Origin of the sequence: Klebsiella sp. GW_Kp182 (assembly GCF_040062275.1) — a bacterium.
Classification (GTDB): Bacteria; Pseudomonadota; Gammaproteobacteria; order Enterobacterales; family Enterobacteriaceae; genus Klebsiella; species Klebsiella michiganensis.
In genome coordinates this window covers 137,601-160,178 of the sequence record NZ_JBEAFQ010000013.1, presented here as the reverse complement: position 1 = coordinate 160,178, position 22,578 = coordinate 137,601, and the positions used below count along the sequence as shown (strand labels likewise).

Genomic DNA, 22,578 nt, shown 5'->3' with positions numbered 1-22,578 from the left:
ATTGTATTCGATGCCCGGTTAAATGGCCGGGCATCGCCGGTTCTGCCGGGCAGGAACAACGGGTGTCTATTGTATGCGACAACTAACGCACCGGTTAGGTGCTGTCAGGCAATGGGTTACTGTATTTTATGCCCGATTAAATCGCGGATCAGTGCCGGTTATCCGTGGTGGAAAGAATTTACTGTCTACTGTATGCGACAACCAGTGAGACCTGGCAGAGATGGTAACGGTCTACTGTATCCGACGCTCTGCCTGGTAGCCGGGAAGCGCCAGATATGCTGTAAACCCACGTTTAATGTCTACTGTGTGCGACCCCAACATATTTGGCGAAGGTCTACTGTATTCGAGTTTTTGTTCAGGGGCCGGATAATACCGGTCGAACTGGTGGCCGACATAATGTGTCTACTGTGTGCGACAACCAGGGAAGCCTCGAGGGTAAAGGTCTACTGCATGCTACAACTATCATACTGGCCATTGGCTGGTATGTGCGGCTGTGGTGAGGTTATCCGTAAATGTAAGCTTTTTAAGGAAAGCTGGTGGAGGAAATCACTATGTCTATTGGATGCTATGCCATGGCCCGGGACTGGTCAGTATTGGAAGCACCAGCGTCGAAACCAGGAATGTCTACTGTAGGCGACAACGATCTAAATTTTGCATCGAGCGTTATTCTGGCTTCGTTGTGTCTACTATATGCGATACCCTCTGCTTCGTGATTAAAACTCAAACAATATTATCAGGACATACCGAGGTTCCTGTCTTTTGTGTCGACTACAGTAGACCAGCGGGAAAAGAGGGGGGAGGGGCAACCTGTATACCAGAACGCAAAAGCTATAATTCAAAAGAGACAGCCACCTGCACTGAATCAGATCGGTTTCCTGATTTTTGTTTAACCTGATACTTAATGCTAATGTATGCGTACATTAGCTTTGGCTGAGGACAAGATTCGTGAGAGCTGAAACGAAAGAAGCTATGCGGATGTTTCTGGGGGGACGTTGCTACACGGCTAAACAACTCGAGAAGGACTATCTCTCTGAAGTGGCAGGTTACAGCGACGACCGCTGGGAAGCGCCGCAAAGAGCTGCCCGGCTGGCGGCAGCGGTAAAACGCTACAAAACCTCTGAGATGCTGCGTTTTATTTTTGCCACCATCGCGTATGATCCCGACCCGGATCTGACCCCGCTTGCCGTGAGGCGGCTGTGTCAGGCCTTGTTCGGCAGAACCGGTAGCCAGTGGCTTATAGTGGAAATTTTCGGGGTGAAGGGACGGCAGCACCGCAGCGATGACAGCACTCCGGAGGCCGTTGAAAAAATGGCAACCAGATATCGTCACGCCGCAGGGCTGCACTGGGCGGCAACTCTGGCGGAAATTGAGCGGGTAAAGCGCAACTATCAGACCCAGGTTAAGGCATCCAGGAAGGGAGAAGGGTAAATAACATAAATTTTATGCTAATGTACGCATACATTAGCTTTAAGCTAAAGTGGCTATACCACCAGTTTTTGTATCCCGATGGCTTACTGACATGTTTCCTTGCACGGTAATTCAGGTCTGAATGCGACAGGGGCCTACAGCACAGAACGGGATTGAGAACTGGAATGCGCTGGTCTGTTTTGCACCAGCGCTACGGGGTTTTTATACCACACACAGGTTTCAGCTGGTGGGCATCACGGCAGCTACTTGAGCTTACTGTAGTGTTTTTGCCCAGCCCGATACTGTTTTATTGCAGCCTGTTGGCAGGCTACAGAGTCAGCCGGGGCGATGTCTGGATTTTCTTTCAGTGCGTCAATTGTGGCCTGCACCATGCCCTTGTCCAAACCCCATGTGGGGGAGGACGGATTATTGGCTTCTAAAGGGACTTTCAGTTCCAGTACATCTCGTTTAGCACACGTTTTATTTGCCTGGTTAGTAAGGTCTGGCTCTGCAAGGATTTTAGCGGATACACCAAAACTCGCCAAAACCAGACACAGGGTGATACTTGTCGTTCGCATGTTTTATCCTTATTAATCGTCACTGATAATCAGAGTGGTCTGGGATGCTTCTTTCTCCACGCCATCCACATTCTGTGTTCTGTCCTGATGTTTCCTTCAGAAGTTACTTTATTGTGCTTCGTGGTCGGTGGAGAGGCTAAAACGCTTTCAAGCGTTTCACCAGCATCGAATCGCGCGTACAGCTTGTAATCGGCGGCATTCGTGTTTGTCGGCTCACATTTGCCATGGCTCATTTTTATCATCCTTTGCGATAAGAACTTAACTCTGCCAGGTACCAGCTGCTGGCGCCATAAACGAATTTTTACTCCCGGTGGTAAATCACCTCAGGCATCGTCATCCCAGAGTTCCAGGTTTTAATACGTAGTGAAGGTCTTGCTCAATACTCGCCGGACGGAATTATTCATCATCACCGGCAGGGGCTGCAGTGCTGGTATGCACTTTATAGCAGTCCACCCGGCGGGACAATTCATGAAAGCTGGTGAGCTCGTAACCATCACACTCAAAACGTAAGACAACATGCCTTATAGCCCTGCAAAGCCTTTGCTCCGGAGTGCCACGCTCTGCGTGGGTCTCGACTGTGCACATTTTCGGCATATTCTTTTTTTCTTTTTTTTTATTTTTTCTCTTTTTTTCGTCCGCGCGGCGGGGGCCGGGTCGGGCACGGTAAAGGTCCAAAGACCTTGGGGTATGTTGTCTTACGTTTGCTATTTTATCGCCTGATGGTCGTGCCGGCATTCAGAAATTATGGAGATGGCCATCTCCGTGTTTGCCCACCTTGTCGCATACAGTAGACACCTCTCCGGGGTCAGGTGCCGGTACCCACTGGACTATTCTGCCCGGAGCTGCTGGTCGTTACGGCTCTTAACTGTTACCCTGGATAATGACTGCATATCGGGGGATATAGGACATGGGCAAAGTCCAGGGGATTTTTGTTGGTCACCGAAAGTTTGCTGTAGATAGCGACTGGAAAAGACGGGAAGAAGAGCGACGCTATCAGCTGCGTTGCCAGAAATTTGATGCATGGTCTGAAAAATGGATCACGGTCTACAGGCTTAAGAACTCCCGTCTGTGGACAGACGCCGCCATACGCCGCTGGCTTGGCGTGCCCCTGCAGCAGGGCAAATATAAGGTATTCTCTGTTGAAGCCGTCAGGAAGGCGGAAACACGCCCGGATTTTCAGGCGTGGCTACAGACTCGTATCGATAAAAAACGCACCATGGATAAATTCTCAGAGATCCCGTCTCTCTGAATGTGAATACCCGGCTTATTCCCACGCTTCTCTTTTTCCGATTGTGCTGAAATGCCAAGGATAGGGACTAAGCGTGTAGCATAGTTGCTACACAAATATCACTGTGATATGTTGTATAGCAAACTCACTACACGGGAAGTGTGTATGGCACTGTCACAGATCAGCGTTCGCATTGATGAAGAACTCAAACAACGCACGGATGAAACAATGAAACTGCTGGGAACCAACCCCACGCAGGCCATTACTTTGCTCTATCAGTATATTGCTGAAAACGGAAAACTCCCCTTTACGGTCAGCTCCCGGCTTTTTAGCTCAGAGGAATACACTCGGAGGTTAATCACCACTGCCCGGTCTGTGTTTGAATACTGGCGTGTGCTTACTGAAACATCGTCAACACCCAGAACGAAAAATGGAATGGCGTACTCAATGACGATGGCAGGACATATTTCAAAGCTGCATAACGATCTGATATATGACTGCGGCACCCTGAGCGGTGAGGAGGTCGCGTCATTGATGGACGTTATGGAGGCCATTCTCTCTACTCCTCCAGCTTTTTATAACGGGGAAGCGGGAGGCCAGGAATTGCAGGATAAATTACACGCCGCCGACCAGACAATTCTGGCGATTCAGAAAAATCATGGTATGGAAGTTCAGCGCCGGGAGGATTTTGACTTTCTCAAATGAATGCGTTGACGATGCGACGGCCCCCAAAAGGAGCTTTTTGGTGTTGTGAAGTTCTGTGGGGGCCGCTTGGAAAACGGAAAATATCCTACGCTAAGCCAGTGACTAAAGCAGGTATGACGGTCCGCTTTGTGCTGTGAGTTCAACAGGTGGATGCAACACATTGGTTAAAACGCTCTGCGGGTGATTCATAGTCTAGCGTTTTTCTTGGCCTCTCGTTGAGCTGCCTGGCAACACTGTTTAGTCTTTGCTGGCTGTGAACTGATAAGTCAGTTCCTTTTGGAAAATACTGTCTGAGTAATCTGTTTGTATTTTCATTTGAGCCGCGTTGCCAGGGAGATTGAGGATCGCAGAAGTAAACCTGAATATCTGTGGCTACGGTAAACCGGGTATGGCTGGTCATTTCAGCACCCCGGTCCCATGTTAATGTTTTATAAAGCTCAGCAGGTAATTCTCGGGCTTGTCTGATGAGTGCTGATATAACCGTTATGGTCTTGTTGTCCCTAACTTTGGCCAGCATAACAAAACGGGAATGACGTTCTACGAGGGTGATGATATAGGAGTTTTTAGAGCCCTGGATCAGGTCACCTTCCCAGTGACCGGGTATGGCTCTGTCAGCTGCTTCAGGTGGCCTTTCGCTGATAGAGATCGTATCCGGGATTGATCCTAATCCTTTCCCTTTAAGCGATGATGTTCTGGATCTACGCACGACTCTTCCGCTTCTGAGGCATTGCTGCAGTTCTTTTTTTAATGCACCCCGGGTTTGTATAAAAAGCGTTTTATATATCGTTTCGTGTGACACATGCATTTCCTGACTATCCGGATAACAGCGTTTCAGCCAACCGGCAATCTGTTCCGGCGACCAGTCCTGATGCATCTTCTCTGCAATGATTTTGCACAATGTGGGGCTTTCAATTAGCTTGCAAGGTTTTGGTCTCAGAGCATTTTCCCACGCAGCAGTATCGGCTTTTGCTGCACGATATTGTTTTGCACCGCCGTGCCTCCTTATCTCGCGGCTAATCGTTGAAGGGGCTCTTGATAATTTAACAGCGATGTCCCTGATGCTGCGTTTTGCTACCAATCCTCTGGATATCTCCTCTCCTTCATCAAGTGAAAGCGCTAACCGGTGCCGCTTTCGCACGGGAGGATGGTAGCCACCTGTCTGGTGGATTGTAGGCATAATAGAAGAGTGAAATCTGTCGAACATGCTGGCGATATCATGCAGGGAATCACCTTGCTTATATCTGTCCCAGATAATCGCCTTTTGTTCTGGTGTGTAGTAGATGCGAGTTCTTCGTTTCATGGCAACGTCCCCCTTCGATTAAGGATAGCGTTGCATCGACCCGTTGAACTCACAGCATCGAGCCGTCGTTGGTGCAGGAGTCGCGCATGATCCTCATCTTTTTCGGGTTTCGAGCATGCGCCGAAGCAACGCCTGAAGGGATTGCTGATCTGCTGCACTGAGTTGCTCGATGAGCGGTGCCAATGCCTGCTGTGTCTGTGCATGCAGGCGTTTGACGAGCTTGGCCCCCTCGCTCGTCAGAAAAACATCCGTCGCCCGGCCATCCTCCGCGTTGGGCGCGCGCGCCACGAGTCCCTTTTTTTCCGCCCGGGCAACGAGCCCTGACATCGTCTGCTTCTCCAACCCCAGGTAGTCGGCAAGCTCGGTCATCCGTGGGCGCCGGTCCCACAGGATGCCCAGGACGCGGATCAGCGTGAGGGACAGGTCGTTCTCGGCGCCGATCTTGTTGAGTATGGCCATCGTGACAAAGGCGGTCGGCACGAGCGCATCGGCCAGTCCTTCGCCAGGTGGGGTTGGTTGTTTCATGGATTTTTTCTTCTTCATCTTGGCTCCATCTTGACATAGTTCGCATTACGTATCAACAATAGATCGCAATACGAACTATGTGGGTTGCATGCCCACCCTAGGAGAGCCTCTTGAAAGCAGCCGTCATCACCTCTTTCGATCAACCGCCGCACTATGGCGATTTCCCTGAGCCAGAACCCAAAGGGTCTGGAGAAATGCTTGTCGAAGTACTCGCCGCTGGCCTGCACCATCTCACCCGTGGGCGAGCTTCTGGCGCGCACTACTCCAGCGCTGGCACTCTGCCGCTCGTTCCAGGTGCCGATGGTGTCGGGCGCGGCGCCGACGGCAAGCTACGCTACTTCGCGCAGAGCCCCGGGCAGATCGGTACGATGGCCGAGAGGACGGTGATCGAACTCGACCATAGCATCGAGCTGCCGAGCGGCTGCGACCCCGTCACAGTCGCTGCCGCAATGAATCCCGCGATGGCGTCCTGGCTCGCGCTGCGTTTCCGTCTGCCCTATCAGCGCGGGCGGAAGGTACTGGTCCTCGGCGCCACCGGCAGTTCGGGAACCATGGCCGTGCAGATCGCCCGACACATGGGCGCTTCGCAGGTCATCGCAGCAGGTCGCGACGAGCAGAAGCTCGCGAAACTTCCCGCGCTCGGGGCTACCGAAATCGTGACGCTGGGCGATGCCCGGTTGGGCGCCCTCACGCGCGAGTTGGATGTCGTGCTCGATTTCCTCTGGGGCGAGACCGCAGTGCGAGTCATGGACGCCATGCTCAAGCAGCGGGCAGATCGCAGCCTCCCGCTAACCTGGATACACGTCGGCTCGATGGCAGGTGAAGTCGCTGCAATTTCGGGCGCGTTCTTGCGCTCTGCGAATCTCCAGATCGTGGGCAGCGGACAAGGCTCAGTGTCGGGGCGCGAGATCCTCATGGAACTGCCTACGCTGGCGAAAGAAATCGCACGCGGCACGTTCCACATCGACATGACAGCTATGCCGCTTCGAGATGTTGAGCAGGCATGGTGCGAGACTTACCATACCGGCGGGCGAATCGTCTTCACGCCATTACAGACAGCCAACGATCAGTTCGACAGGAAGCTGAGATGAAAACAGTCAAACCCCTCGGCTTACGCACCTGGTCTACGCCATTGGTCATCGGGTCCTTCATTCTGATGAGTGTCACAGGCGTCCTGATGTTCTTCGACATAGTTCCAGGATACCTCAGCTTCGCGCATGAATGGTTCTCGTGGTTATTCCTTGTCGGCGCAGGCGGCCACATTGCTGTTAACTTCCGTCCGTTCACGAAGCACTTCCAATCCAATTGGGGGCGAGCCAATGTTGCTATTTTTGCTCTCGTTCTTGTCGTATCGACGTTCTCTTTCGGGCGCATCACGGTACCGCAATTGAAGTGGCCAATCTACAACGCACTCATCGACGCTCCGCTGTCTGCATTGGCCGACGTCACACGAAAGGACCGAGCTGCTCTTCTGGCAAAGCTCAAGACACACGGCATCACGGCGACCCCTGACCAGAACATCAAGGAACTGGCAGCAACACACGACATAGATGAGTTCCACATATTGGGTATCGTTATCATTCGCGAGTGAATACCGCACGCCAAGCGCGTAGCAACAATCTCTGTAGTTCATCGCCGCGCTTGGCGTGTGGTGTCTTACCCTCAACCTGGAAGCAAGCACATGAACATACCATTGCTGACCAAGAACCTGACGACAACGCCGGCTGGCGCTGTTCCGTTCCTCAACATCGTGGCGGACCTGGCACAAAAGCGGGGCTACACGCTCAACTACCTCGTCCGCCTGTTTGCGCAGACGGATCAGGCACAGGCCCGATTCCGACTGTACTACATTCTTGGCTGTGGCTGGAACGCCGGCCCAAGACTCATCAAACAACGGGCTATTCAACCATGAAGCATCCTCTCGTTTTTCTCTTCGCCGCGACTGTCGCCCTTTGCATTGCCTGCGCAGTGCTGCTCGTTACCAAGCGCAGCGCTGCTCAAACCACCGCTGCCTCTAATTCATCACCGGCACTGACGGTCAAGAGCACCGTAGCCACCTCACAGCAGTGGCCACAGACATTGAGCGCTGTCGGCAGTATCGCCGCCTGGCAGGAAGTCGTGATCGGCGCCGAGATCAGTGGGCAGCGCCTGTCGCGACTGCTGGCCGACGTCGGTGACCGAGTGGAGCAAGGGCAGCTTCTGGCACAGCTAAATCCTGGCACGCTCGAAGCCGATCTGAACGTCAGCCGCGCGGCGCTTCAAGAGGCCGAGGTCAATGCCGCAGAGGCGCGCCGGGCATCTGATCGCGCCCGAGCACTGCAAGGCACCAATTTCTTGTCGGAGCAGGTCATCGACCAAGCGCTGGCAGCCGGCGATGCGGCGCAGGCACGACTGGCCGCAGCCCGTGCGCGCGTGCAGGCCGACACGCTGCGACTGGCCTACACCCAGGTGCGGGCGCCGGACGATGGCGTGATCAGCGTCCGGCTTGCGGTTGAAGGTGCGCTCGTCCAAGAAGGGGCAGAAATCATGCGCCTGCAGCGCCAGGGCCGGCTTGAGTGGCGCGCCGAATTGCCGGGACCCGAACTCGCACGGATAGCGCCAGGGCAGACCGTGCGCATAGCATTCGGTGGCACACAGTCTGTTGAAGGCCGTGTGCGAAAAATCTCGCCACAGGTCGATCCGCAAAGCCGCACCGGCCTCGTGTACGTGGATCTCAAGTCTGTCCCTCGGGTGCGCGCTGGCCTTTTCGCACGGGGCGAGTTTCTGCTGGACCAGCACACGGTGCTGACGCTGCCGGAAACCGCCGTCCTGCTGCGCGACGGATTCAGCTATGTCTTCCGCATCGAGGGCGACAAGGTGCGTCAGCAGAAGGTGGCGCTGGGCGCGCGGCGCGGTGACCGGATAGAGATCCGCGAAGGACTTGCCGCCGATACGGCGGTCGTCGAGTCCGGAGTCGGCTTCCTAGCGGATGGCTTGACGGTGCGTGTCGTCAGCACCACCCCGAATCGATCTCCCCAGCCCTCCCCGCACGGAAGGAGCCGACTATGAACTTCTCCTCCTGGTCGATCCGCAAACCCGTGCCAGCCATCCTGCTGTTCATTATGCTCACGGCAGCAGGGTTGATCGCCTTCAGCAGCGCCAAGGTTCAGAACTTCCCGGACGTTGACCTGCCGATGGTAACTGTCGTGGCCAGCCTACCAGGTACCGCGCCAGCCCAGATGGAAACCGAGGTCGCGCGCAAGTTGGAGAACGCGATGGCCACCATGAAGGGACTGCGCCACCTGCACACGACGGTACAGGACGGCGTAGCCACGGTCTCGGCCGAGTTCCGTCTGGAGAAGCCGCCACAGGAAGCCCTGGACGACACCCGGGCCGCCGTGGCTCGCGTGCGGGCCGATCTGCCGGCAGCTCTGCGCGATCCCATCATCAGCAAGATCGAGTTCCAGAACGATCCGATCCTGACCTACACGGTGGCATCGACGCGCATGGACGATGAAGCACTGTCGTGGTTCGTGGATGACCATATCACCCGGCGTCTGCTCGCCGTGCCCGGCGTCGGAGCCGTCACCCGCGTGGGTGGTGTGAGCCGTGAAGTGCGCGTGGAACTGGACCCGGACCGGCTGCTGGCGCTGCGTTTGAGTGCGGCCGATGTCTCGCGAAGGCTTGTCCAAGTGCAGCGCGAAGCTCCGGGCGGGCGCGTCAAGCTGGGCAGCGGTGAGCAGACCGTACGCACGATCGGCACAGTGTCCTCGGCTGCAGCGCTGGCCGCCATCGAAATTCCCTTACCCAATGGGCAAGTCGTGCGCTTGGATCAGGTGGCCACCGTGAGCGATGCGATGGCCGAGCGCCGCAGTGGGGCCTTCCTGAACGGCAAACCGGTGGTCGGATTCGAGATACTCCGTACCACGGGCGCCGGTGTCATCGATGTTGCCGACGGCGTGCGTCAGGCGCTCGCCGCATTGAAGACGGAACAACCGGACATCGAACTCACCGAGGCATTCAACGCCGTCGATCCCGTGGCAGAGAACTTCGAAGGTAGCATGTGGCTGCTCATCGAAGGCGCCGTGCTCGCAGTGCTGGTGGTGGGGCTCTTCCTGCGCGACTTCCGTGCGACGTTCGTCAGCGCCGTGGCACTGCCGCTATCAATCATCCCTACCTTCCTGGTCATGCAGTGGATGGGGTTCACGCTGAACGTCATCACCTTGCTGTCCCTGTCACTGGTGGTCGGCATTCTGGTGGATGACGCCATCGTGGAGATCGAAAATATCATGCGCCATCTGGCGCAGGGCAAGGAACCGCTGGTGGCCGCCCGCGAGGCGGCCGACGAGATCGGGCTGGCGGTGATCGCCACCACGTTCACGTTGATCGCCGTCTTCCTGCCCACCGCCTTCATGAAGGGCCTGGCCGGCAAGTTCTTTGTGCAGTTTGGCTGGACGGCATCCATCGCCGTGTTCTTCTCGCTCGTCGTGGCCCGGCTGCTCACGCCCATGATGGCGGCCTACCTGCTCACGAAGCCGACCCGGCCCCATGCCGAGCCATTCTGGATGGCGGCCTATCTGAAGGCCGCGCGCTGGGCCTTCACGCACAAGGGCGCGGCCTTAGCGATCATGACGGTATTCGGCATCGCCAGTTGCACGCCACTGCTCACGGGTGCGATCAAGGGCGACTTCATGCCGCCGGACGACCTGAGCCGAACCCGTATCAGCGTCGAACTGCCGCCCGGCAGTACATTCGAGCAAACGCGCGCCATCGCCGACGAAGTACGTGCCGCCGTGGCCGCACATCCGCATGTGACGATGATCTACGCCGCCATTGGCGGCGGCAGCACCGGAGACAGTCCAGTGCGCAACGCGGCCGAGGCCCGCACGGCGAACTTCACGCTGAACCTGACGCCACGCAAGCAGCGCACAGGTCTGAGCCAGCAACACATTGAGCGCGAGCTGCGCACCCGCCTGCAGGACGTTGCCGGTGCACGCATCAAGGTGGCCGCGAATGAAGCCTACACGCTGGTGCTTTCCGGTGAGGACACTGATCTGCTGGCGCAGCATGCGGCCACGGTGGAGCAGGAACTGCGCGGCCTAGCGGGGATCAACCAAGTGACCAGCAATTCAAGCCTGCAGAGGCCCGAGTTGATCGTGCGCCCGGACACGGCGCGCGCGGCGGATCTGGGCGTGAGCACCGACGCCATCGCAGAGACGGTGCGTGTGGCCACCCTGGGCGACTATGACCAGTTCCTGCCGAAGCTGAACCTAAGCCAGCGCCAGGTGCCGATCGTGGTACGGCTGCCCGACGAGGCGACGCGGGACCTCGAACTGTTGCGTCAGCTCACGGTGCCGGGCGCGCAGGGTCCGGTGCCGCTGCGTGAGGTGGCGGAGGTGGAGATCGTCAGTGGACCCGCGCAGATCAATCGTCTCGACCGGCTGCGCAACGTGAACTTCGAGATCGAACTCAACGGGCAGGCCTTGGGCGATGTGCAGCTGCGGGCCGCCGCGCTGCCCAGTTTGTCTCACCTGCCGCCTGGTCTGTTCAAAAACGACATCGGTGAAGCGGAAACCTCCAACGAACTGGGCAAAAGTTTCCTGTTGGCGATGGGAACAGGCGTGGCCTGCATCTACATCGTGCTGGTGCTGCTGTTCCACGCCTGGATGCAGCCGGTGACGATTCTCGGGGCACTGCTGTTGTCGATCCCTGGCGCCATCCTGGCGCTCTTCGCGACCGGCACTAACCTCAGTATGCCCGCCATGATCGGAATGATCATGCTGATGGGCATCGCCACCAAGAACTCCATCTTGCTGGTGGAGTACGCCATCGTGGCGCAGCGCGATCACGGCATGTCCAGGCTCGATGCGCTGCTCGACGCCTGCCACAAGCGCGCACGTCCCATCGTAATGACCACTCTGGCAATGGGTGCCGGGATGCTGCCCATTGCCTTGGGCTTCGGCGCAGATCCGAGCTTTCGCGCGCCGATGGCTATCGTCGTGATCGGCGGCCTCATCACTTCAACATTCTTGAGCCTACTGGTGATCCCTGTGCTTTACGAAGTGGTGGATGACCTCGCTCAGCGTTTGATGCCAAGACGCTGGATGGCTCGATGGGGAGGAACTTGAATTGGAGCTTCGCCGTTGCTTTCAATTGCAACTTCAAAAAGTAATAAATGAGCAGGATGAAAGAGACCGATGTAGAAACGGTAACCTTCGTCAGTAGTGAAATAGTGCATAACCACTGCCAGGCGCATTTCGAAAGGATATTTACGTTTTGACATGGGACTCTCCAGTAAGAGAGTCCAACTAAATGGGTGCAGTACAGGTAATGCCAGGGTTGCGGCTGGCTATTTCGTCCATTGCCGAACGCATCATCGACGGCAGGATGCTGGCATCCTTTATCGCGGCGTATCCTCATGTCGAACTGGACATTACCATCACCGATGAGGCGTTCGACATTGTGGAGCAGGGGTTCGACGCGGGCGTGCAGCTGGGGGAGGTCATCGCCCGGGATATGATAGCGGTGCCGGTGTCCGCTATGCAGCGGCAGATCGCCGTCGCATCGCCGGCCTATCTTGCGCAATACGGCATTCCGCAGCATCCACAGGAGCTGCTTAAGCATCGCTGTATCGGCTGGCGAAAATCCCCTGGTGTGTCGCCGTATCGCTGGGAGTTTGCCGAGCAGGGCCGCGAATTTGACGTGGACGTTAATCCCCAACTGACCACCAACGATATGGGGGTGATGATCCGCACCGTATGCGCCGGGGGCGGGATCAGTTTTGGTATGGAAGAGACCTATGTGCCTTTTATCGCGCGGGGTGAGCTGGTGACGTTATTAGATGAGTGGTTGCCGACGTTCCCTGGCTTTGATCTCTATTTCTCTGGCGGAAAACATATGCCGCCGAGGCTGAGAACTTTTATTGATCATGTGAGGATGTGACGGAACGGTTGTTGCGAGTAGCCGCTTTGTGGCGTGCAAGCTGTTAAAGGCAGTTTTACTACGCCGATTGACGACGCACTTAAAGCATTCGGGCATAAACGTAACGTGGTGATGTCGGCAGCTTCATTTTTATTTATTCCTGAAATCGTTAAGAAAAGTGACCTTGTTGCGCTTATTCTCCGGCGTTTATTGCAAGCACACTCGGGACCACTCATCGTCACAGAATTACCCTGGCTTGCCGAATAATTTGATAGTTGTCTGATCTGGCACGACCGCAGCCACAGCCACGCTGGGCATCGCTGGGTTAGAGAATTGATTATTGAAATGAATGGCAGAGAAACGTCCGCTCCTCGCTCATTGCTGCCTGTCATTCCTGCTTAAAAAACAGGCTTAACGTAGGATATTTTCCGTTTTCCAAGCGGCCCCCTTCTGTGGTCGGATCGGCAAAAAATGCGCCTTGATTGTCGTCAAATCGCAGCTTCGCTCCCACTGATCCGCACAGCGCGTGTGTACCCCCTATTGCTATACGCCGTTTTCCGTTGATTTTGTCCAATCGGATAACCTAAATGCCATACCACTAAGGCGATAATTTAAAAGCTATAGGTATTGAGACTAAAAGAAAGGAACGCAGGAATGGCTAAGAAAAAATATTGCTGCCCGGAATGCGGTGCAGAGATTACCGTCTGGTTTGATATGAACGCCGAGCTTCAGTACAACGTGAAACCCAGTGGGAGTCTGTCAAAGGTTGTAGTAGTGAGCTGCGACTCCGGAGAGGCGCGGTTTGGGATTAAATGTCAGAGCTGTGAGTGGTCCGTACATGGTCATGATGATGTGATTGAAGAGTATGATGCGCTTATTCAGCTGGCCGCCGATAAAGCGGAAGGTGTTCATCTGGTCGCGAAAAAATAAGACACACGCCGCGAAAGCGGCTTTTTTATGGGCGCTGGACAGAACCTCCTGTACGTCCAAGCTGGCAAGGTGGTTAAATAATGCGCTTAACAATAATTTCCGATCTCCAAACCGACCCCTACAAAGACAATATTCAGTCTGGAGATTCGTTTAACGGAGTGATTGTATTTTGGAATAGATTCGGGCAACTGCAGTTAAATATATCAAGCTGGGAGAGGGAGGCGAATGGGAACGTGAGTGCCTGACATCTGGCATTATTAGGTTTGGTTACGACAAAACACCCCATCAGATGTGCCTTGAGGGAAAGTGGGAAGAAGTCAATAAAGTCTGGTTAGAAGAGAGGAAATATAACCAGTCCACTGCCACCAGTGATGTCAGGCAGATAAAGACATTTTACACAGCCACCCCCAATATACTGTTCATAACTTTCAGCCAGGGATTATTGTATTGGTGCCAGCCTTCCGGGGGGGTCACAGAACTGGATGATGGCAGCAAGATCCGCCCCACTGTGAACGGATGGCACAGCCATAGTCTGGCCGGAAACCCTCTCTCCCACAGCGTCCTGAGCGGTGCTTTACTCGCTACACAGAATTACCGGGGCACCATCTGCGATGTGCGTTTGGCCGATTACGCTCTGCGGAAAATTAACGATGAGCAATCGCCGGAAATCATAGACGCGGATATTGCTGAAGATCAGTACCTGAAGGCTATTAGCAGGCTTTGTAGTTTACTTACCTGGCAGGACTTTGAGTTGCTGGTAGATCTGATTTTTTCCGCCAGCGGATGGAGAAGAACCGGGAGCCTTGGGAGGACACAGAAGACGGTCGACATTGAGCTTGAACTGCCCACCACCGGCGAGCGGGCATTTGTGCAAGTGAAGTCTGTTGCTGACCAGTCTGTATTCTCTGAGTATCTGTCACTGTTCCGGAGCAGTGACAGCTATGATCGAATGTGTATGCATCGCCCTACCATAATCATGGGGAGATATGAAATGAATTAATGGTGATAGGAATTTTCTTGGCAATAAGCTAGTTTAGTCACTGATCCCATATATACGGAGATACATGATGACCAACCTGATTGCACTGCTCGCCGCTATCGTTCTGCTTTGCATCGCTGTGTATTCATTGGTGTCCTACCTTAAAGACCAACGTAGGACTAAAGGCAGCTTTAAACGCTGAAATCATGACCGTATTAGCTCCGGTCACAGTGCATCATTCACAGACGGGGCGGATACCATACATGGAGTGACAAAGAGGTTGATTTACGTCATTACGGACAACCAGTTTCTGTATGCAGGAATTGAGTTGCTACTCAGAAAATATGAGATCACCGTATGCCAACTTTCAGCGGACGATCTCCGTAGCCATATGGTCCGTAAGGAGCATGTATTTTTCATTGAATGCCCACTCCGTGAGGAAAATTTCCACTCACTGAGTAAGCTTTATCACTATGGTGCACGTGTCTGCTATCTGATGCGGAGTTCAATAGGATGTGACCGTAAGAATGTCTCACAGTTTATCGATATCACAACCGAAATGAATGTATTCATCGCTACTGTTCTGAAAACAATCAATAACTCTGCAGGTCCACCAGCAGTAAATACTGTCCGGTTAACTAATCAGGAATTCACTGTCGCCCGTCTCGTTCTGCGTGGCCGTTCCGATGTAGACATTGCGTCTGAACTGTTAATCACCAAACGGTCATCTCAGGACCATATTAATCGAGTGCTGAAAAAACTGGGTGGTAAATCCGTCGCTGATATCTATCTTCAGAGGAATATTATTTACGGGAGTGGCTCCACGCTCCAGAAACAGAAAAGACCGTAATTTGATGAAGGTAACGTTTGGGCTGTTCGGCCCCTCTTGACAGGTAAATAAGTCACTCGTACGTTACGTAGCGATCTAAAGAAGGCACAAAGATTTTCTGACTGTGCCCCCTGGGAGGATGATTCAACCGGTTGTGAAATAGGGGCCCATTCTGCAGGTAACCCCAGATTAATTCTCTGCAGGGAATGATTTTATTCCGGTTTATTTTTCAACTGAATTGCCTTAATAAAGTCCTCGACCTTCATTTCAGCGAGAGTCTCTACCGCCTCACTTCGTGACGTACCGGTAAGTTCGGCCAGTTTGTCTATTTTCCGGAGTATCCGGCGTCGGATGGATAAAGAAACTGTCGTCTTCAGTTCTTTATCCAGCACCACTTTCGTCGAAATATCCTGCGCTTTCTGTTCAGCGTTTTGAGTGAGTGCTTCATTCATACGGCGCAAAGTTTTTTTATCGAGCTGCCCGGGACTAACTAACTGATAGGAATGACCGGCTTTACTGTATTTTATTTCAGCTGCATAGGACTCCCGAAGCTCCTTCAGCGCACGACTGAGGGTAGGTTCAGAACAGTCAAGAATGCTGATGATTTTTGCCGCAGAAACGGGTTTTCCCGTACCCAGTAAGCTCGCCAGAGTATAAATTCGTTCCTGTCGGGTATTTAGTTGCATAGTCAGCTGGTGCCTGCAGTTATCATAATAGGGTCAATAGCCTGAAACAGGAAAGTTGCGCTCATTTTTCGGACCAACGCCTGAACACTCAGCACCGTGATAGGGTCCACATCTTTAAGGTTCGTGTAGTTTATTTTTTCCATATGATGGCGGTCTATCCTGCAGGAAAGAATGTACTCATCTTCAAGGTAACCCGTTTGTTTGCTGATCCGCTGAGTAAAGCCGGAAAGCACGGCGTGTTCAAACGGAAGCGTCTGAAATACGATGGCAGCTAATCGCATCAGGCAACCGTGGACGTGTCTTGCATAACTCTCCCGGACCGCTTTCTGTGTCATCGTTTTTTCAGTGATATCGGTTCCCTTTGCATTGACGGCATATACTTTATCAGGCATATCCTCAATCTCAGGTAAATCAATATCAAGCCAGACCATTGAATCGTCAGGTCTGACTTCAAAAGTCACAAGTGTTTCTCGCGGCCATTCTGTTTGTGAGAGCACCTCTGCCAGGCAGTCTTCAAAGAAACGGGCATCCGATCGGAACTGCTCGCGTGCAACGCCAGCAGTGAGAGAAGAGTTTTTTTCATGTTCCTGAGCTTCAAACTGCCAGTTTGCATACTGCTCAGCCCAGGCGACACGTTGTTTCTCATACCGTTGTTTAAGCAGTGTGTTTTCGCGTTCAACGTCCGCCACTTCCTGTTGCCACTGTCGCTGGTTCTCATTCTGTCGTTCGGTGCGAGCCGCATCGGTTTCGAACCATCCCCCCAGAAAACCACGACCGCAACGTTCATCTGGTGCGGATGGGAAAGGGCTGTATTCAGGTTTGGCAGGACGAACGGGCGCGGGCAGGGTGAACGTCCTCTGGTGGAGCTCAAGATAATGTGATTCGAGCGATGCCCATGTGTTCCCGTCCACGGGTGAAGGGGAAAGCTCATGAATATTGGAAATGGCCGTTATAGCGGACATCAGCCTTTCCACTTCATGCTCCAGCTCTTCCCTCAGTCCCGGATTAGCCTGAGCTCTGCTGTTCTGACGCTCCCGTACTGTCCGGTCAATTCGGGTCCGATAACTCAGTCCAGTGCCCGGCAACCCCAGATTGGCATAGGTCCCGCGCTTCCCAAAAGACAGTGACGCCCCCCGGGGTCCAACACTCAGGCTGGGGGCTCCATTGCTCAGGTTTATCCTGACGCCGGGAATAATGCTTATCGACTTCCTGAATCTGAATCCCATGCTCTGCCCCTTATTGCTGCTGAGAGAACGGGATCAGCTTCATCCCGTCCGTTTTCTGTCCTGTCGTCAGTCCGTATACCTGGCCCCGGGCCAGGATCCCATGCGCCCACCGCCGGTGTGTCGCCGGTTCGCACATCGCTCCCTGTGATTTAAAGACCGCCTGCGTGGAGTTCAGAATTCGCAGTGCGTCAGAATGTTCCCCAGGAGAGACTTTCAGCGCCCCCTCAATCACACTGATCTGATCCGGGTGAATCGCCGTTTTTCCCACCAGCCCGTGAGCGATATCCATCGCCAGCTCGCGCTCCATGACGCCATGGTCATCAATGTGTTCGCATACCGGGGCCGTCAGCGCAAAATCACGGGGTGCAAAAACCGAAACCAGCATTTTAATGACATAGCCCATTGGCGTGTCGTAGAGAGTCAGATCCCGTGGCCGTCGCAGAGAGACCACGTTCATCAGGTCGTTCCCCCCGATGCGCAGCGCAATAATACGTTCCCGGCAGTCATGGTCCGACAGTTCAGAAGCCAGCGCCTGCATTTTCAGAACGTCATAGACCTCTTCTGTTTCAAGCGTCGGCATCATGCTCAACCGGGTACCGGCCATGATGTCCCACCATACCGGCAACGTGGAACGGGTGAATTTCGGTAGCACAAACCCATCAACTGCACTCAGCTCCATGTTTTCAGTCAGCCATCGCCCCATGTCCGGATGACGGGGGCGAATAAAAACCAGCGGCCACTCGTCGTCTCCATGTTGGAATTTCGCGTCATTCAGCCTTTGCAAAAACAGTGAGAGATTCTGAAGAGCAAAGGGAACATCATGCTCACTGACCGCATCTTCCAGACAGACCACCAGAGACCGCAGACCGGGTATTTTCCCTTCCAGCACAACTTCGGCAAGATCCATACGGGTTGCTGGCATATACAGCGTTGCACCGAGATCCCAGGGAGTGAATTGTTTTTTCATCAGCGTACCTTTTTGATGATGGTAACTGCACGATACTGGCCGAGAGCGTCCCCGGCTTCCGTCACCGCGATACCTTTCTCTTTTGCCAGACCGACCAGAAGAGCGACATCCGGGTCATCCATCTGCCGGACAAACACATGATCGGGCACACGGCGCAGAACTGCCCGTGTCGCTTCAGCAATGCCCGGTTTAATCCGGTTAATGCTGTCCACCTCATAACGTTCGGCCAACCCTCCGATGACGTCCCGGCTCAGCTGCCAGCGTGCGGCATTGTGCCCGGCGTCCCAACCTGAAGCGGGAAGGTCTCGACCGTCAAGTTGTTCGCGGAAATGCGCTACCGTATTCACTAGCATCTGGCTACATTCAAAAGACTGAAGGTGATCGCAGACCACGCAGCCATGCAGGCCTTCTTCAGTCCAGACAGAGCGCGAAATCAGACCTGATACAGGAGCACCCATGATACCGAATGGGATCAACCAGTCATCGTCACTGGCGGCAAGCCAGGCACATCCGCAGGGATCTGCCAGCACAACCAGACGAGGTTGTACCGGGTAGCCGGGGCGGTCCTTCAGCGTGCGTGACAATTCGCCGGTAATGGCTCCTTTTCCCGTCCAGCCGTCGACAAACACAATGCCCTTTGTGCCATGACGTGATTCGATGTAGTCGAGCGCCGCAGCGTCAATACCCCGATCGCGGATAATGCTGATACCGTAATGGTAAGACCGTTTTCCCATTGCCCGTAGCGCCTGATGGAGCATCACACCAAGAGGGACACCGGCTCTGACCAGACTGACCAGAACCACGGGGTCATCACCGGCGCGTAAGGCCAGTTCACGGCTAAGCTGAGAGACCTCCCGCGCCAGCCGTGCTGCCCCCGCGTCCAGCGCACGGGTGAAAAGATCCAGATGCCAGCGGGTTGGCTCAGGCTCCTGACTCAGCATGTCGGAGTAATGCATTTTCCCTGACTGAATCAGTTCTTCCTTCAGGTCAACCGGCGTCATCTCCATAGCAATGGGTTTCAGCAAAAACTGAACATCGTCCGGTTGATACGAACCAGAAAACGAAGTGATGTGAGACATGTTATTGCTCTCCAAAAATATGCTGTGAAATAGCCTCAGCAAACTGGCTCTGGCGTGGGAGACCAAACCAGCTGCACAGTTTCATGAACCGATGGTCACTCAGGCTGTCACCCAGCCCTATCACCGGGAAAACCCCGCGCTCCTGGCGGAGCTTCTCCAGCAACCAGGAAACGGCCAGTCCTTTTTCTACCGGGCAGGGTAACCAGGCAATGTTGTTGCTGTTGCGGTGGATGTAAAACCCTTCGGTCGAAAAGACGCGCTCGATCTCATCCCCGATAGCATTCAGTTCATCAAGCTTCGTGCTGTCGCAGTGCTTCATGACCAGATACACCGGCGTACCATCATATTCGTAGTTGAGCCGTGCCCAGGCATTGATGCCCCGTGCTTCCATGAGTTCGGTGATGATATGTTGCATTGACGTTAAGCGGTCGGCGTAGGAGGACAGGCTCTCCAGCATATGGGCTTTCCAGTCGCTGTCTGGCGTACCATCAGGACGAAGGATCACCGCACCATGAGTGGTTACGGCCCAGGAACGGAAGGGGATCTGCACCCGGCTGATTTCTTCCGTTCCTCTGGCCGTCACCGGAATGAGATCCGCATGCTCCAGCAACCAGTCCACCAGCATGGCCTGCTCTTCGGTCATAAAGCTGCGAGGTGTGAGACTGCGATCCAGTGCGCCGGTCCGGAAGGGTTCAAGGGCAAGTTCATCCACCATTTTTCGGCGGGTCTGGAACAGGGTGTCATCGAGATCGCTGAATACGACGGGCTTATTCATAGGTAATCACCTCTACGGCAGGAGCGACGGCGGAAAGCGCCTCAAGCAGGCGGGGGTCCACGCTCGACGCCGGAGTTTCTGTGCAAAGCAGGATGCGGTCAAACCGCTGGTGGGCGACGTTATAGACAAAATTCGGGATACCCAGGCCGTAATTATCGCTGAAAGCAATGGCGGACTGGATTGCAAAGCCGGTTGAAATCGGTGATCGGGTGGTGGAACTGTAAAGGACCTGAGCGCCCGCCGATCCCAGACGTTCAGCCAGCAGGAACGGTTCCCAGACGAATTCGCCGGTGCCCAGCACCAGAATGTTTTCCCCGTGCGAAACCTTAACCTTAAGGCCCAGGTCACTGGCCGGTATCTGCATCCCGAGTCGCCCCCAGGATTGTTTGCCGGTGATCGGGACGTTCCCCCTGGAGGTCACATTAACCGGGGGCATGACGGGCAGCGGGGCATCCGGTTCGGGTGTCCAGCGCCAGTTGCCTGAGATGAGCGATACAGCGTGAACGGGCAGGGGGCTGTTCTGACTGAGGGCCTCTCCGCTCCAGTCAGTCAGCGTGACAGCAATAACCCGTCGTACCTTCCGGAGTGCACCCGATGCACGTAATGAGGCCAGAAGATTGAGAAACGTTTTCCCCGTCGTGGCTTCATCATCCACCAGCACCAGCGTCTGAGCTTCTGCCACTGTGCGCCGCATATCCGGTGTGGAGGGACAGTAGATCAGGTGGTCAGTGGCATGGCTGTGCTCTTCTTTAAACTCGCACAGCAGTTCGCCATCGACCGGATGGCGGGTTGATGTCAGATAGACACAATCAGGGTGATGCTTACGCACCTCATCAAACACTCCCGCCCCAAGGCCGACAGCCGTCTCGGCCATCCCGATAAAGACCACAGGCCCGTCCAGTGTTCCAAGGAACTGCTCCGCCAGCTGTGTGTAAACATTGCGCATGACCTGAGGCGAGACAGGAATATGGCGACCCAGCACTTTACTGACAAACAGAAATGCGCGTTTAGGATTCCGCCGTTCGGCGATATCAAAGAGATCAGTAAGAGGATAATCGGTCACCTCGCTGCTTACCTCAATCCGCCCACAAGATAATGTCTTTTGATAAACGGAACATCCATCCATTACTGACATATTTATCTCCATTAATCGATTCTGTTGGTCAATAATGCCGGGTAGCGAATGACGTCGGTGACAGAGCGGACGACTGCAGGCGAAAAATCAGTTTTCGCTGACTGCCTGACCTGATCCTCATCCATCAACCCCAGTGTATGGAAGGCATACAGACCCGGCAGATTCACGCCACTGTGCTGCGTATAACCGATACCACCTGATGGTCGCATGTTAATTTCCAGCAACAGTGGTTTGCCTTCGGCATTATGGCGGGTCTGAACATTAACCAGGCCGTCTGCGTTCATTAAGCGGGCGCAGTCGATGGCAAGTTCAATCGCTTCCCCTTCATTCTCCAGATACTGAAGCACGCCTTCCTTACGCCGCCCGATAGCGGCCAGGACCGTCCCTTGACTGACCACCATATCCACGGAATATTCTGGCCCGGATAAATAAGGCATCAGCACCTGAGGTGTAAAGGTCTCCATTTCGGCATGTGCAGACAGATACTGTGACGGGCGGATAACACGGCTGTCGGGATTATTCAGAAATGCAACAGGGGAAACATTGTCATCAAAACGCCAGAATCCCATGCCATAAATACCGGTTACGGGCTTAATACAGAGACGATCAGAAGGATACGGGGAGTGGCTGAGCAAATGACTCAGTTCATCGGGAGAGTTGACCCGCACAGACGGCACAACCGGGAGTCCATTTTTTGTCATGTACTCCGAGAAAGTAACTTTTTCGTCAGCGAGCTCGAACCATTCAGTTCCGGTCGCGCCTGTTGTCAGACTCACGGACGGGGATTGAATGGCATCTCGCTGACTTTCAAACCATTTACAGTTTCGCCCGGTATGAATCGCATTAATGCCATGGTTCATCGTGACGGAGTGAATGAAAGAAAGACGGTCATCTTCATTTTTAGGTTCGATTAATGAGAGATCTGAAACAGAGAGAATTTCATTTCGTTCATTCCGGTGAGAAGATAAAACCAGAATATCTTTATTGTGTTTATCTGCAAAAGATTTCACACCGAGAATAATGTCTCGCTGGGAGGACAAACCTTCCATAAACCAAATTTTGTTTTTCATCTTTTATTATTTTTGCCTGAAGAGAGAAAAAAGTTTTACTGATACATGAGTCTAAGAATACCTCCGAACCATGTCAATCATAATATGATAAACTCTGGCTGTTTATGATTTTGAGAACAACTATATATTTTTGAATGCTATCAATTGGTTACGCTAATTTAATTCGTTAGTCCGGAATGTAATTAAAAGTAAATTATGAAAACCTACCCGTTTTTGTCTTGCAGGTGAACTTTGTCATGATATGATTTTGATGGTGCCT

General features: G+C 53.9%; 25 protein-coding genes. 14 read left to right on the top strand and 11 right to left on the bottom strand.

The features are described from left to right. Positions 1-945: 945 nt before the first annotated feature. Positions 946-1,428, top strand: a complete 483-nt coding sequence (locus tag ABLU88_RS14780) for a hypothetical protein (RefSeq protein ID WP_004210306.1) — start codon at positions 946-948, stop codon at positions 1,426-1,428. 242 nt (positions 1,429-1,670) lie between these two features. Here the strand turns inward: ABLU88_RS14780 and ABLU88_RS14775 are convergent, their stop codons facing one another. Next, a complete protein-coding gene (locus ABLU88_RS14775; protein ID WP_017146616.1) occupies positions 1,671-1,985 on the bottom strand; it encodes a hypothetical protein in 315 nt (104 codons plus the stop codon). A 907-nt stretch (positions 1,986-2,892) separates the two neighbouring features. Between ABLU88_RS14775 and ABLU88_RS14770 the strand changes: the two genes are divergently transcribed. Together ABLU88_RS14770 and ABLU88_RS14765 are read left to right on the top strand one after the other, a co-directional pair. Continuing rightward, positions 2,893-3,234 (top strand): hypothetical protein, encoded by a 342-nt coding sequence (locus ABLU88_RS14770; RefSeq protein WP_237374845.1) that lies wholly within the window; start codon positions 2,893-2,895, stop codon positions 3,232-3,234. Positions 3,235-3,378: 144 nt separating this feature from the next. Continuing rightward, on the top strand, positions 3,379-3,918 hold the full coding sequence (locus tag ABLU88_RS14765; protein WP_237374846.1) for a type II toxin-antitoxin system RelB/DinJ family antitoxin: 540 nt from the start codon (positions 3,379-3,381) through the stop codon (positions 3,916-3,918). A gap of 139 nt (positions 3,919-4,057) precedes the next feature. On the opposite strand, the gene ABLU88_RS14760 is transcribed toward ABLU88_RS14765, so the two are convergent. Both ABLU88_RS14760 and ABLU88_RS14755 read right to left on the bottom strand, forming a co-directional pair. Further along, the gene (locus tag ABLU88_RS14760; protein WP_098141307.1) at positions 4,058-5,218 is read right to left on the bottom strand and encodes an IS30 family transposase; all 1,161 of its coding nucleotides are present in this window, start codon (positions 5,216-5,218) and stop codon (positions 4,058-4,060) included. A 93-nt stretch (positions 5,219-5,311) separates the two neighbouring features. Beyond that, entirely contained in the window at positions 5,312-5,761 is a 450-nt protein-coding gene (locus ABLU88_RS14755; RefSeq protein WP_325779479.1) for a MarR family transcriptional regulator, read from the bottom strand. A gap of 92 nt (positions 5,762-5,853) precedes the next feature. Here ABLU88_RS14755 and ABLU88_RS14750 point away from each other — a divergent pair, with 92 nt between their 5' ends. From ABLU88_RS14750 to ABLU88_RS14730, 5 genes are all read left to right on the top strand, one after another. Continuing rightward, a complete protein-coding gene (locus ABLU88_RS14750; RefSeq protein ID WP_098141309.1) occupies positions 5,854-6,834 on the top strand; it encodes a zinc-binding alcohol dehydrogenase family protein in 981 nt (326 codons plus the stop codon). Further along, on the top strand, positions 6,831-7,334 hold the full coding sequence (locus tag ABLU88_RS14745; RefSeq protein ID WP_165775039.1) for a DUF4405 domain-containing protein: 504 nt from the start codon (positions 6,831-6,833) through the stop codon (positions 7,332-7,334). The genes ABLU88_RS14750 and ABLU88_RS14745 overlap by 4 nt, the downstream gene beginning before the upstream one ends. A gap of 90 nt (positions 7,335-7,424) precedes the next feature. After that, on the top strand, positions 7,425-7,655 hold the full coding sequence (locus ABLU88_RS14740) for a hypothetical protein (RefSeq protein WP_098141311.1): 231 nt from the start codon (positions 7,425-7,427) through the stop codon (positions 7,653-7,655). After that, positions 7,652-8,791, top strand: coding sequence for an efflux RND transporter periplasmic adaptor subunit (locus tag ABLU88_RS14735; RefSeq protein ID WP_098141313.1), 1,140 nt, complete (start codon positions 7,652-7,654; stop codon positions 8,789-8,791). The genes ABLU88_RS14740 and ABLU88_RS14735 overlap by 4 nt, the downstream gene beginning before the upstream one ends. Then, entirely contained in the window at positions 8,788-11,850 is a 3,063-nt protein-coding gene (locus ABLU88_RS14730; RefSeq protein WP_098141315.1) for an efflux RND transporter permease subunit, read from the top strand. Before ABLU88_RS14735 ends, ABLU88_RS14730 begins: the two co-directional genes overlap by 4 nt. Here the strand turns inward: ABLU88_RS14730 and ABLU88_RS14725 are convergent. Continuing rightward, positions 11,802-12,005 carry a hypothetical protein gene (locus ABLU88_RS14725; protein WP_133116585.1) on the bottom strand — a complete coding sequence of 68 codons (204 nt, stop codon included), beginning with the start codon at positions 12,003-12,005 and terminating at the stop codon, positions 11,802-11,804. The two genes, ABLU88_RS14730 and ABLU88_RS14725, sit on opposite strands and share 49 nt — an antisense overlap. 47 nt (positions 12,006-12,052) lie before the next feature. Here ABLU88_RS14725 and ABLU88_RS14720 point away from each other — a divergent pair, with 47 nt between their 5' ends. From ABLU88_RS14720 to ABLU88_RS14695, 6 genes are all read left to right on the top strand, one after another. Further along, a complete protein-coding gene (locus tag ABLU88_RS14720; RefSeq protein ID WP_325934933.1) occupies positions 12,053-12,664 on the top strand; it encodes a LysR substrate-binding domain-containing protein in 612 nt (203 codons plus the stop codon). A gap of 33 nt (positions 12,665-12,697) precedes the next feature. Next, positions 12,698-12,910, top strand: a complete 213-nt coding sequence (locus ABLU88_RS14715; RefSeq protein ID WP_207762620.1) for a hypothetical protein — start codon at positions 12,698-12,700, stop codon at positions 12,908-12,910. A 387-nt stretch (positions 12,911-13,297) separates the two neighbouring features. Next, the gene (locus tag ABLU88_RS14710; RefSeq protein ID WP_237374848.1) at positions 13,298-13,573 is read left to right on the top strand and encodes a hypothetical protein; all 276 of its coding nucleotides are present in this window, start codon (positions 13,298-13,300) and stop codon (positions 13,571-13,573) included. 289 nt (positions 13,574-13,862) lie between these two features. Then, a complete protein-coding gene (locus ABLU88_RS14705) occupies positions 13,863-14,573 on the top strand; it encodes a hypothetical protein (protein WP_348836899.1) in 711 nt (236 codons plus the stop codon). A gap of 64 nt (positions 14,574-14,637) precedes the next feature. Further along, positions 14,638-14,754, top strand: coding sequence for a small membrane protein (locus ABLU88_RS14700; RefSeq protein WP_348836897.1), 117 nt, complete (start codon positions 14,638-14,640; stop codon positions 14,752-14,754). Positions 14,755-14,832: 78 nt separating this feature from the next. Next, complete coding sequence (locus ABLU88_RS14695; protein WP_237374850.1) at positions 14,833-15,402, top strand: LuxR C-terminal-related transcriptional regulator; 570 nt, start codon at positions 14,833-14,835, stop codon at positions 15,400-15,402. A 191-nt stretch (positions 15,403-15,593) separates the two neighbouring features. Here ABLU88_RS14695 and ABLU88_RS14690 read toward each other — a convergent pair whose 3' ends face one another. The 7 genes from ABLU88_RS14690 to ABLU88_RS14660 are packed head-to-tail and all read right to left on the bottom strand — an operon-like array spanning position 15,594 to position 22,319. Continuing rightward, entirely contained in the window at positions 15,594-16,067 is a 474-nt protein-coding gene (locus tag ABLU88_RS14690) for a ribbon-helix-helix protein, CopG family (protein WP_237374851.1), read from the bottom strand. Between the two features lie 2 nt (positions 16,068-16,069). Further along, complete coding sequence (locus ABLU88_RS14685) at positions 16,070-17,293, bottom strand: DUF4236 domain-containing protein (RefSeq protein ID WP_348836896.1); 1,224 nt, start codon at positions 17,291-17,293, stop codon at positions 16,070-16,072. A 10-nt stretch (positions 17,294-17,303) separates the two neighbouring features. Next, positions 17,304-18,260: an HpcH/HpaI aldolase/citrate lyase family protein gene (locus tag ABLU88_RS14680; protein ID WP_237374852.1), complete on the bottom strand. Its 957-nt coding sequence runs from the start codon at positions 18,258-18,260 to the stop codon at positions 17,304-17,306. Continuing rightward, positions 18,260-19,339: a cysteine protease StiP family protein gene (locus tag ABLU88_RS14675; RefSeq protein ID WP_044347237.1), complete on the bottom strand. Its 1,080-nt coding sequence runs from the start codon at positions 19,337-19,339 to the stop codon at positions 18,260-18,262. The genes ABLU88_RS14680 and ABLU88_RS14675 overlap by 1 nt, the downstream gene beginning before the upstream one ends. A gap of 1 nt (position 19,340) precedes the next feature. Then, positions 19,341-20,114, bottom strand: coding sequence for a hypothetical protein (locus ABLU88_RS14670; protein ID WP_142958039.1), 774 nt, complete (start codon positions 20,112-20,114; stop codon positions 19,341-19,343). Further along, positions 20,107-21,249 carry a phosphoribosyltransferase domain-containing protein gene (locus ABLU88_RS14665; protein WP_014839884.1) on the bottom strand — a complete coding sequence of 381 codons (1,143 nt, stop codon included), beginning with the start codon at positions 21,247-21,249 and terminating at the stop codon, positions 20,107-20,109. Before ABLU88_RS14665 ends, ABLU88_RS14670 begins: the two co-directional genes overlap by 8 nt. Before the next feature lie 11 nt (positions 21,250-21,260). Continuing rightward, positions 21,261-22,319, bottom strand: coding sequence for an ATP-grasp domain-containing protein (locus tag ABLU88_RS14660; protein WP_237374853.1), 1,059 nt, complete (start codon positions 22,317-22,319; stop codon positions 21,261-21,263). Between the last annotated feature and the right edge of the window lie 259 nt (positions 22,320-22,578).

Excerpts from the sequence above, each read along its gene's own strand:
- ABLU88_RS14765 (WP_237374846.1), top strand. The coding sequence starts at position 3,379 with ATGGCACTGTCACAGATCAGCGTTCGCATTGATGAAGAACTCAAACAA.
- ABLU88_RS14700 (WP_348836897.1), top strand. The coding sequence starts at position 14,638 with ATGATGACCAACCTGATTGCACTGCTCGCCGCTATCGTTCTGCTTTGC.
- ABLU88_RS14710 (WP_237374848.1), top strand. The coding sequence starts at position 13,298 with ATGGCTAAGAAAAAATATTGCTGCCCGGAATGCGGTGCAGAGATTACC.
- ABLU88_RS14720 (WP_325934933.1), top strand. The coding sequence starts at position 12,053 with ATGCCAGGGTTGCGGCTGGCTATTTCGTCCATTGCCGAACGCATCATC.
- ABLU88_RS14770 (WP_237374845.1), top strand. The coding sequence starts at position 2,893 with ATGGGCAAAGTCCAGGGGATTTTTGTTGGTCACCGAAAGTTTGCTGTA.
- ABLU88_RS14725 (WP_133116585.1), bottom strand. The coding sequence starts at position 12,005 with ATGTCAAAACGTAAATATCCTTTCGAAATGCGCCTGGCAGTGGTTATG.
- ABLU88_RS14690 (WP_237374851.1), bottom strand. The coding sequence starts at position 16,067 with ATGCAACTAAATACCCGACAGGAACGAATTTATACTCTGGCGAGCTTA.
- ABLU88_RS14685 (WP_348836896.1), bottom strand. The coding sequence starts at position 17,293 with ATGGGATTCAGATTCAGGAAGTCGATAAGCATTATTCCCGGCGTCAGG.
- ABLU88_RS14675 (WP_044347237.1), bottom strand. The coding sequence starts at position 19,339 with ATGTCTCACATCACTTCGTTTTCTGGTTCGTATCAACCGGACGATGTT.
- ABLU88_RS14730 (WP_098141315.1), top strand. The coding sequence starts at position 8,788 with ATGAACTTCTCCTCCTGGTCGATCCGCAAACCCGTGCCAGCCATCCTG.
- ABLU88_RS14760 (WP_098141307.1), bottom strand. The coding sequence starts at position 5,218 with ATGAAACGAAGAACTCGCATCTACTACACACCAGAACAAAAGGCGATT.
- ABLU88_RS14670 (WP_142958039.1), bottom strand. The coding sequence starts at position 20,114 with ATGAATAAGCCCGTCGTATTCAGCGATCTCGATGACACCCTGTTCCAG.
- ABLU88_RS14740 (WP_098141311.1), top strand. The coding sequence starts at position 7,425 with ATGAACATACCATTGCTGACCAAGAACCTGACGACAACGCCGGCTGGC.
- ABLU88_RS14665 (WP_014839884.1), bottom strand. The coding sequence starts at position 21,249 with ATGTCAGTAATGGATGGATGTTCCGTTTATCAAAAGACATTATCTTGT.
- ABLU88_RS14775 (WP_017146616.1), bottom strand. The coding sequence starts at position 1,985 with ATGCGAACGACAAGTATCACCCTGTGTCTGGTTTTGGCGAGTTTTGGT.
- ABLU88_RS14745 (WP_165775039.1), top strand. The coding sequence starts at position 6,831 with ATGAAAACAGTCAAACCCCTCGGCTTACGCACCTGGTCTACGCCATTG.
- ABLU88_RS14735 (WP_098141313.1), top strand. The coding sequence starts at position 7,652 with ATGAAGCATCCTCTCGTTTTTCTCTTCGCCGCGACTGTCGCCCTTTGC.
- ABLU88_RS14660 (WP_237374853.1), bottom strand. The coding sequence starts at position 22,319 with ATGAAAAACAAAATTTGGTTTATGGAAGGTTTGTCCTCCCAGCGAGAC.
- ABLU88_RS14680 (WP_237374852.1), bottom strand. The coding sequence starts at position 18,260 with ATGAAAAAACAATTCACTCCCTGGGATCTCGGTGCAACGCTGTATATG.
- ABLU88_RS14755 (WP_325779479.1), bottom strand. The coding sequence starts at position 5,761 with ATGAAGAAGAAAAAATCCATGAAACAACCAACCCCACCTGGCGAAGGA.
- ABLU88_RS14705 (WP_348836899.1), top strand. The coding sequence starts at position 13,863 with ATGTGCCTTGAGGGAAAGTGGGAAGAAGTCAATAAAGTCTGGTTAGAA.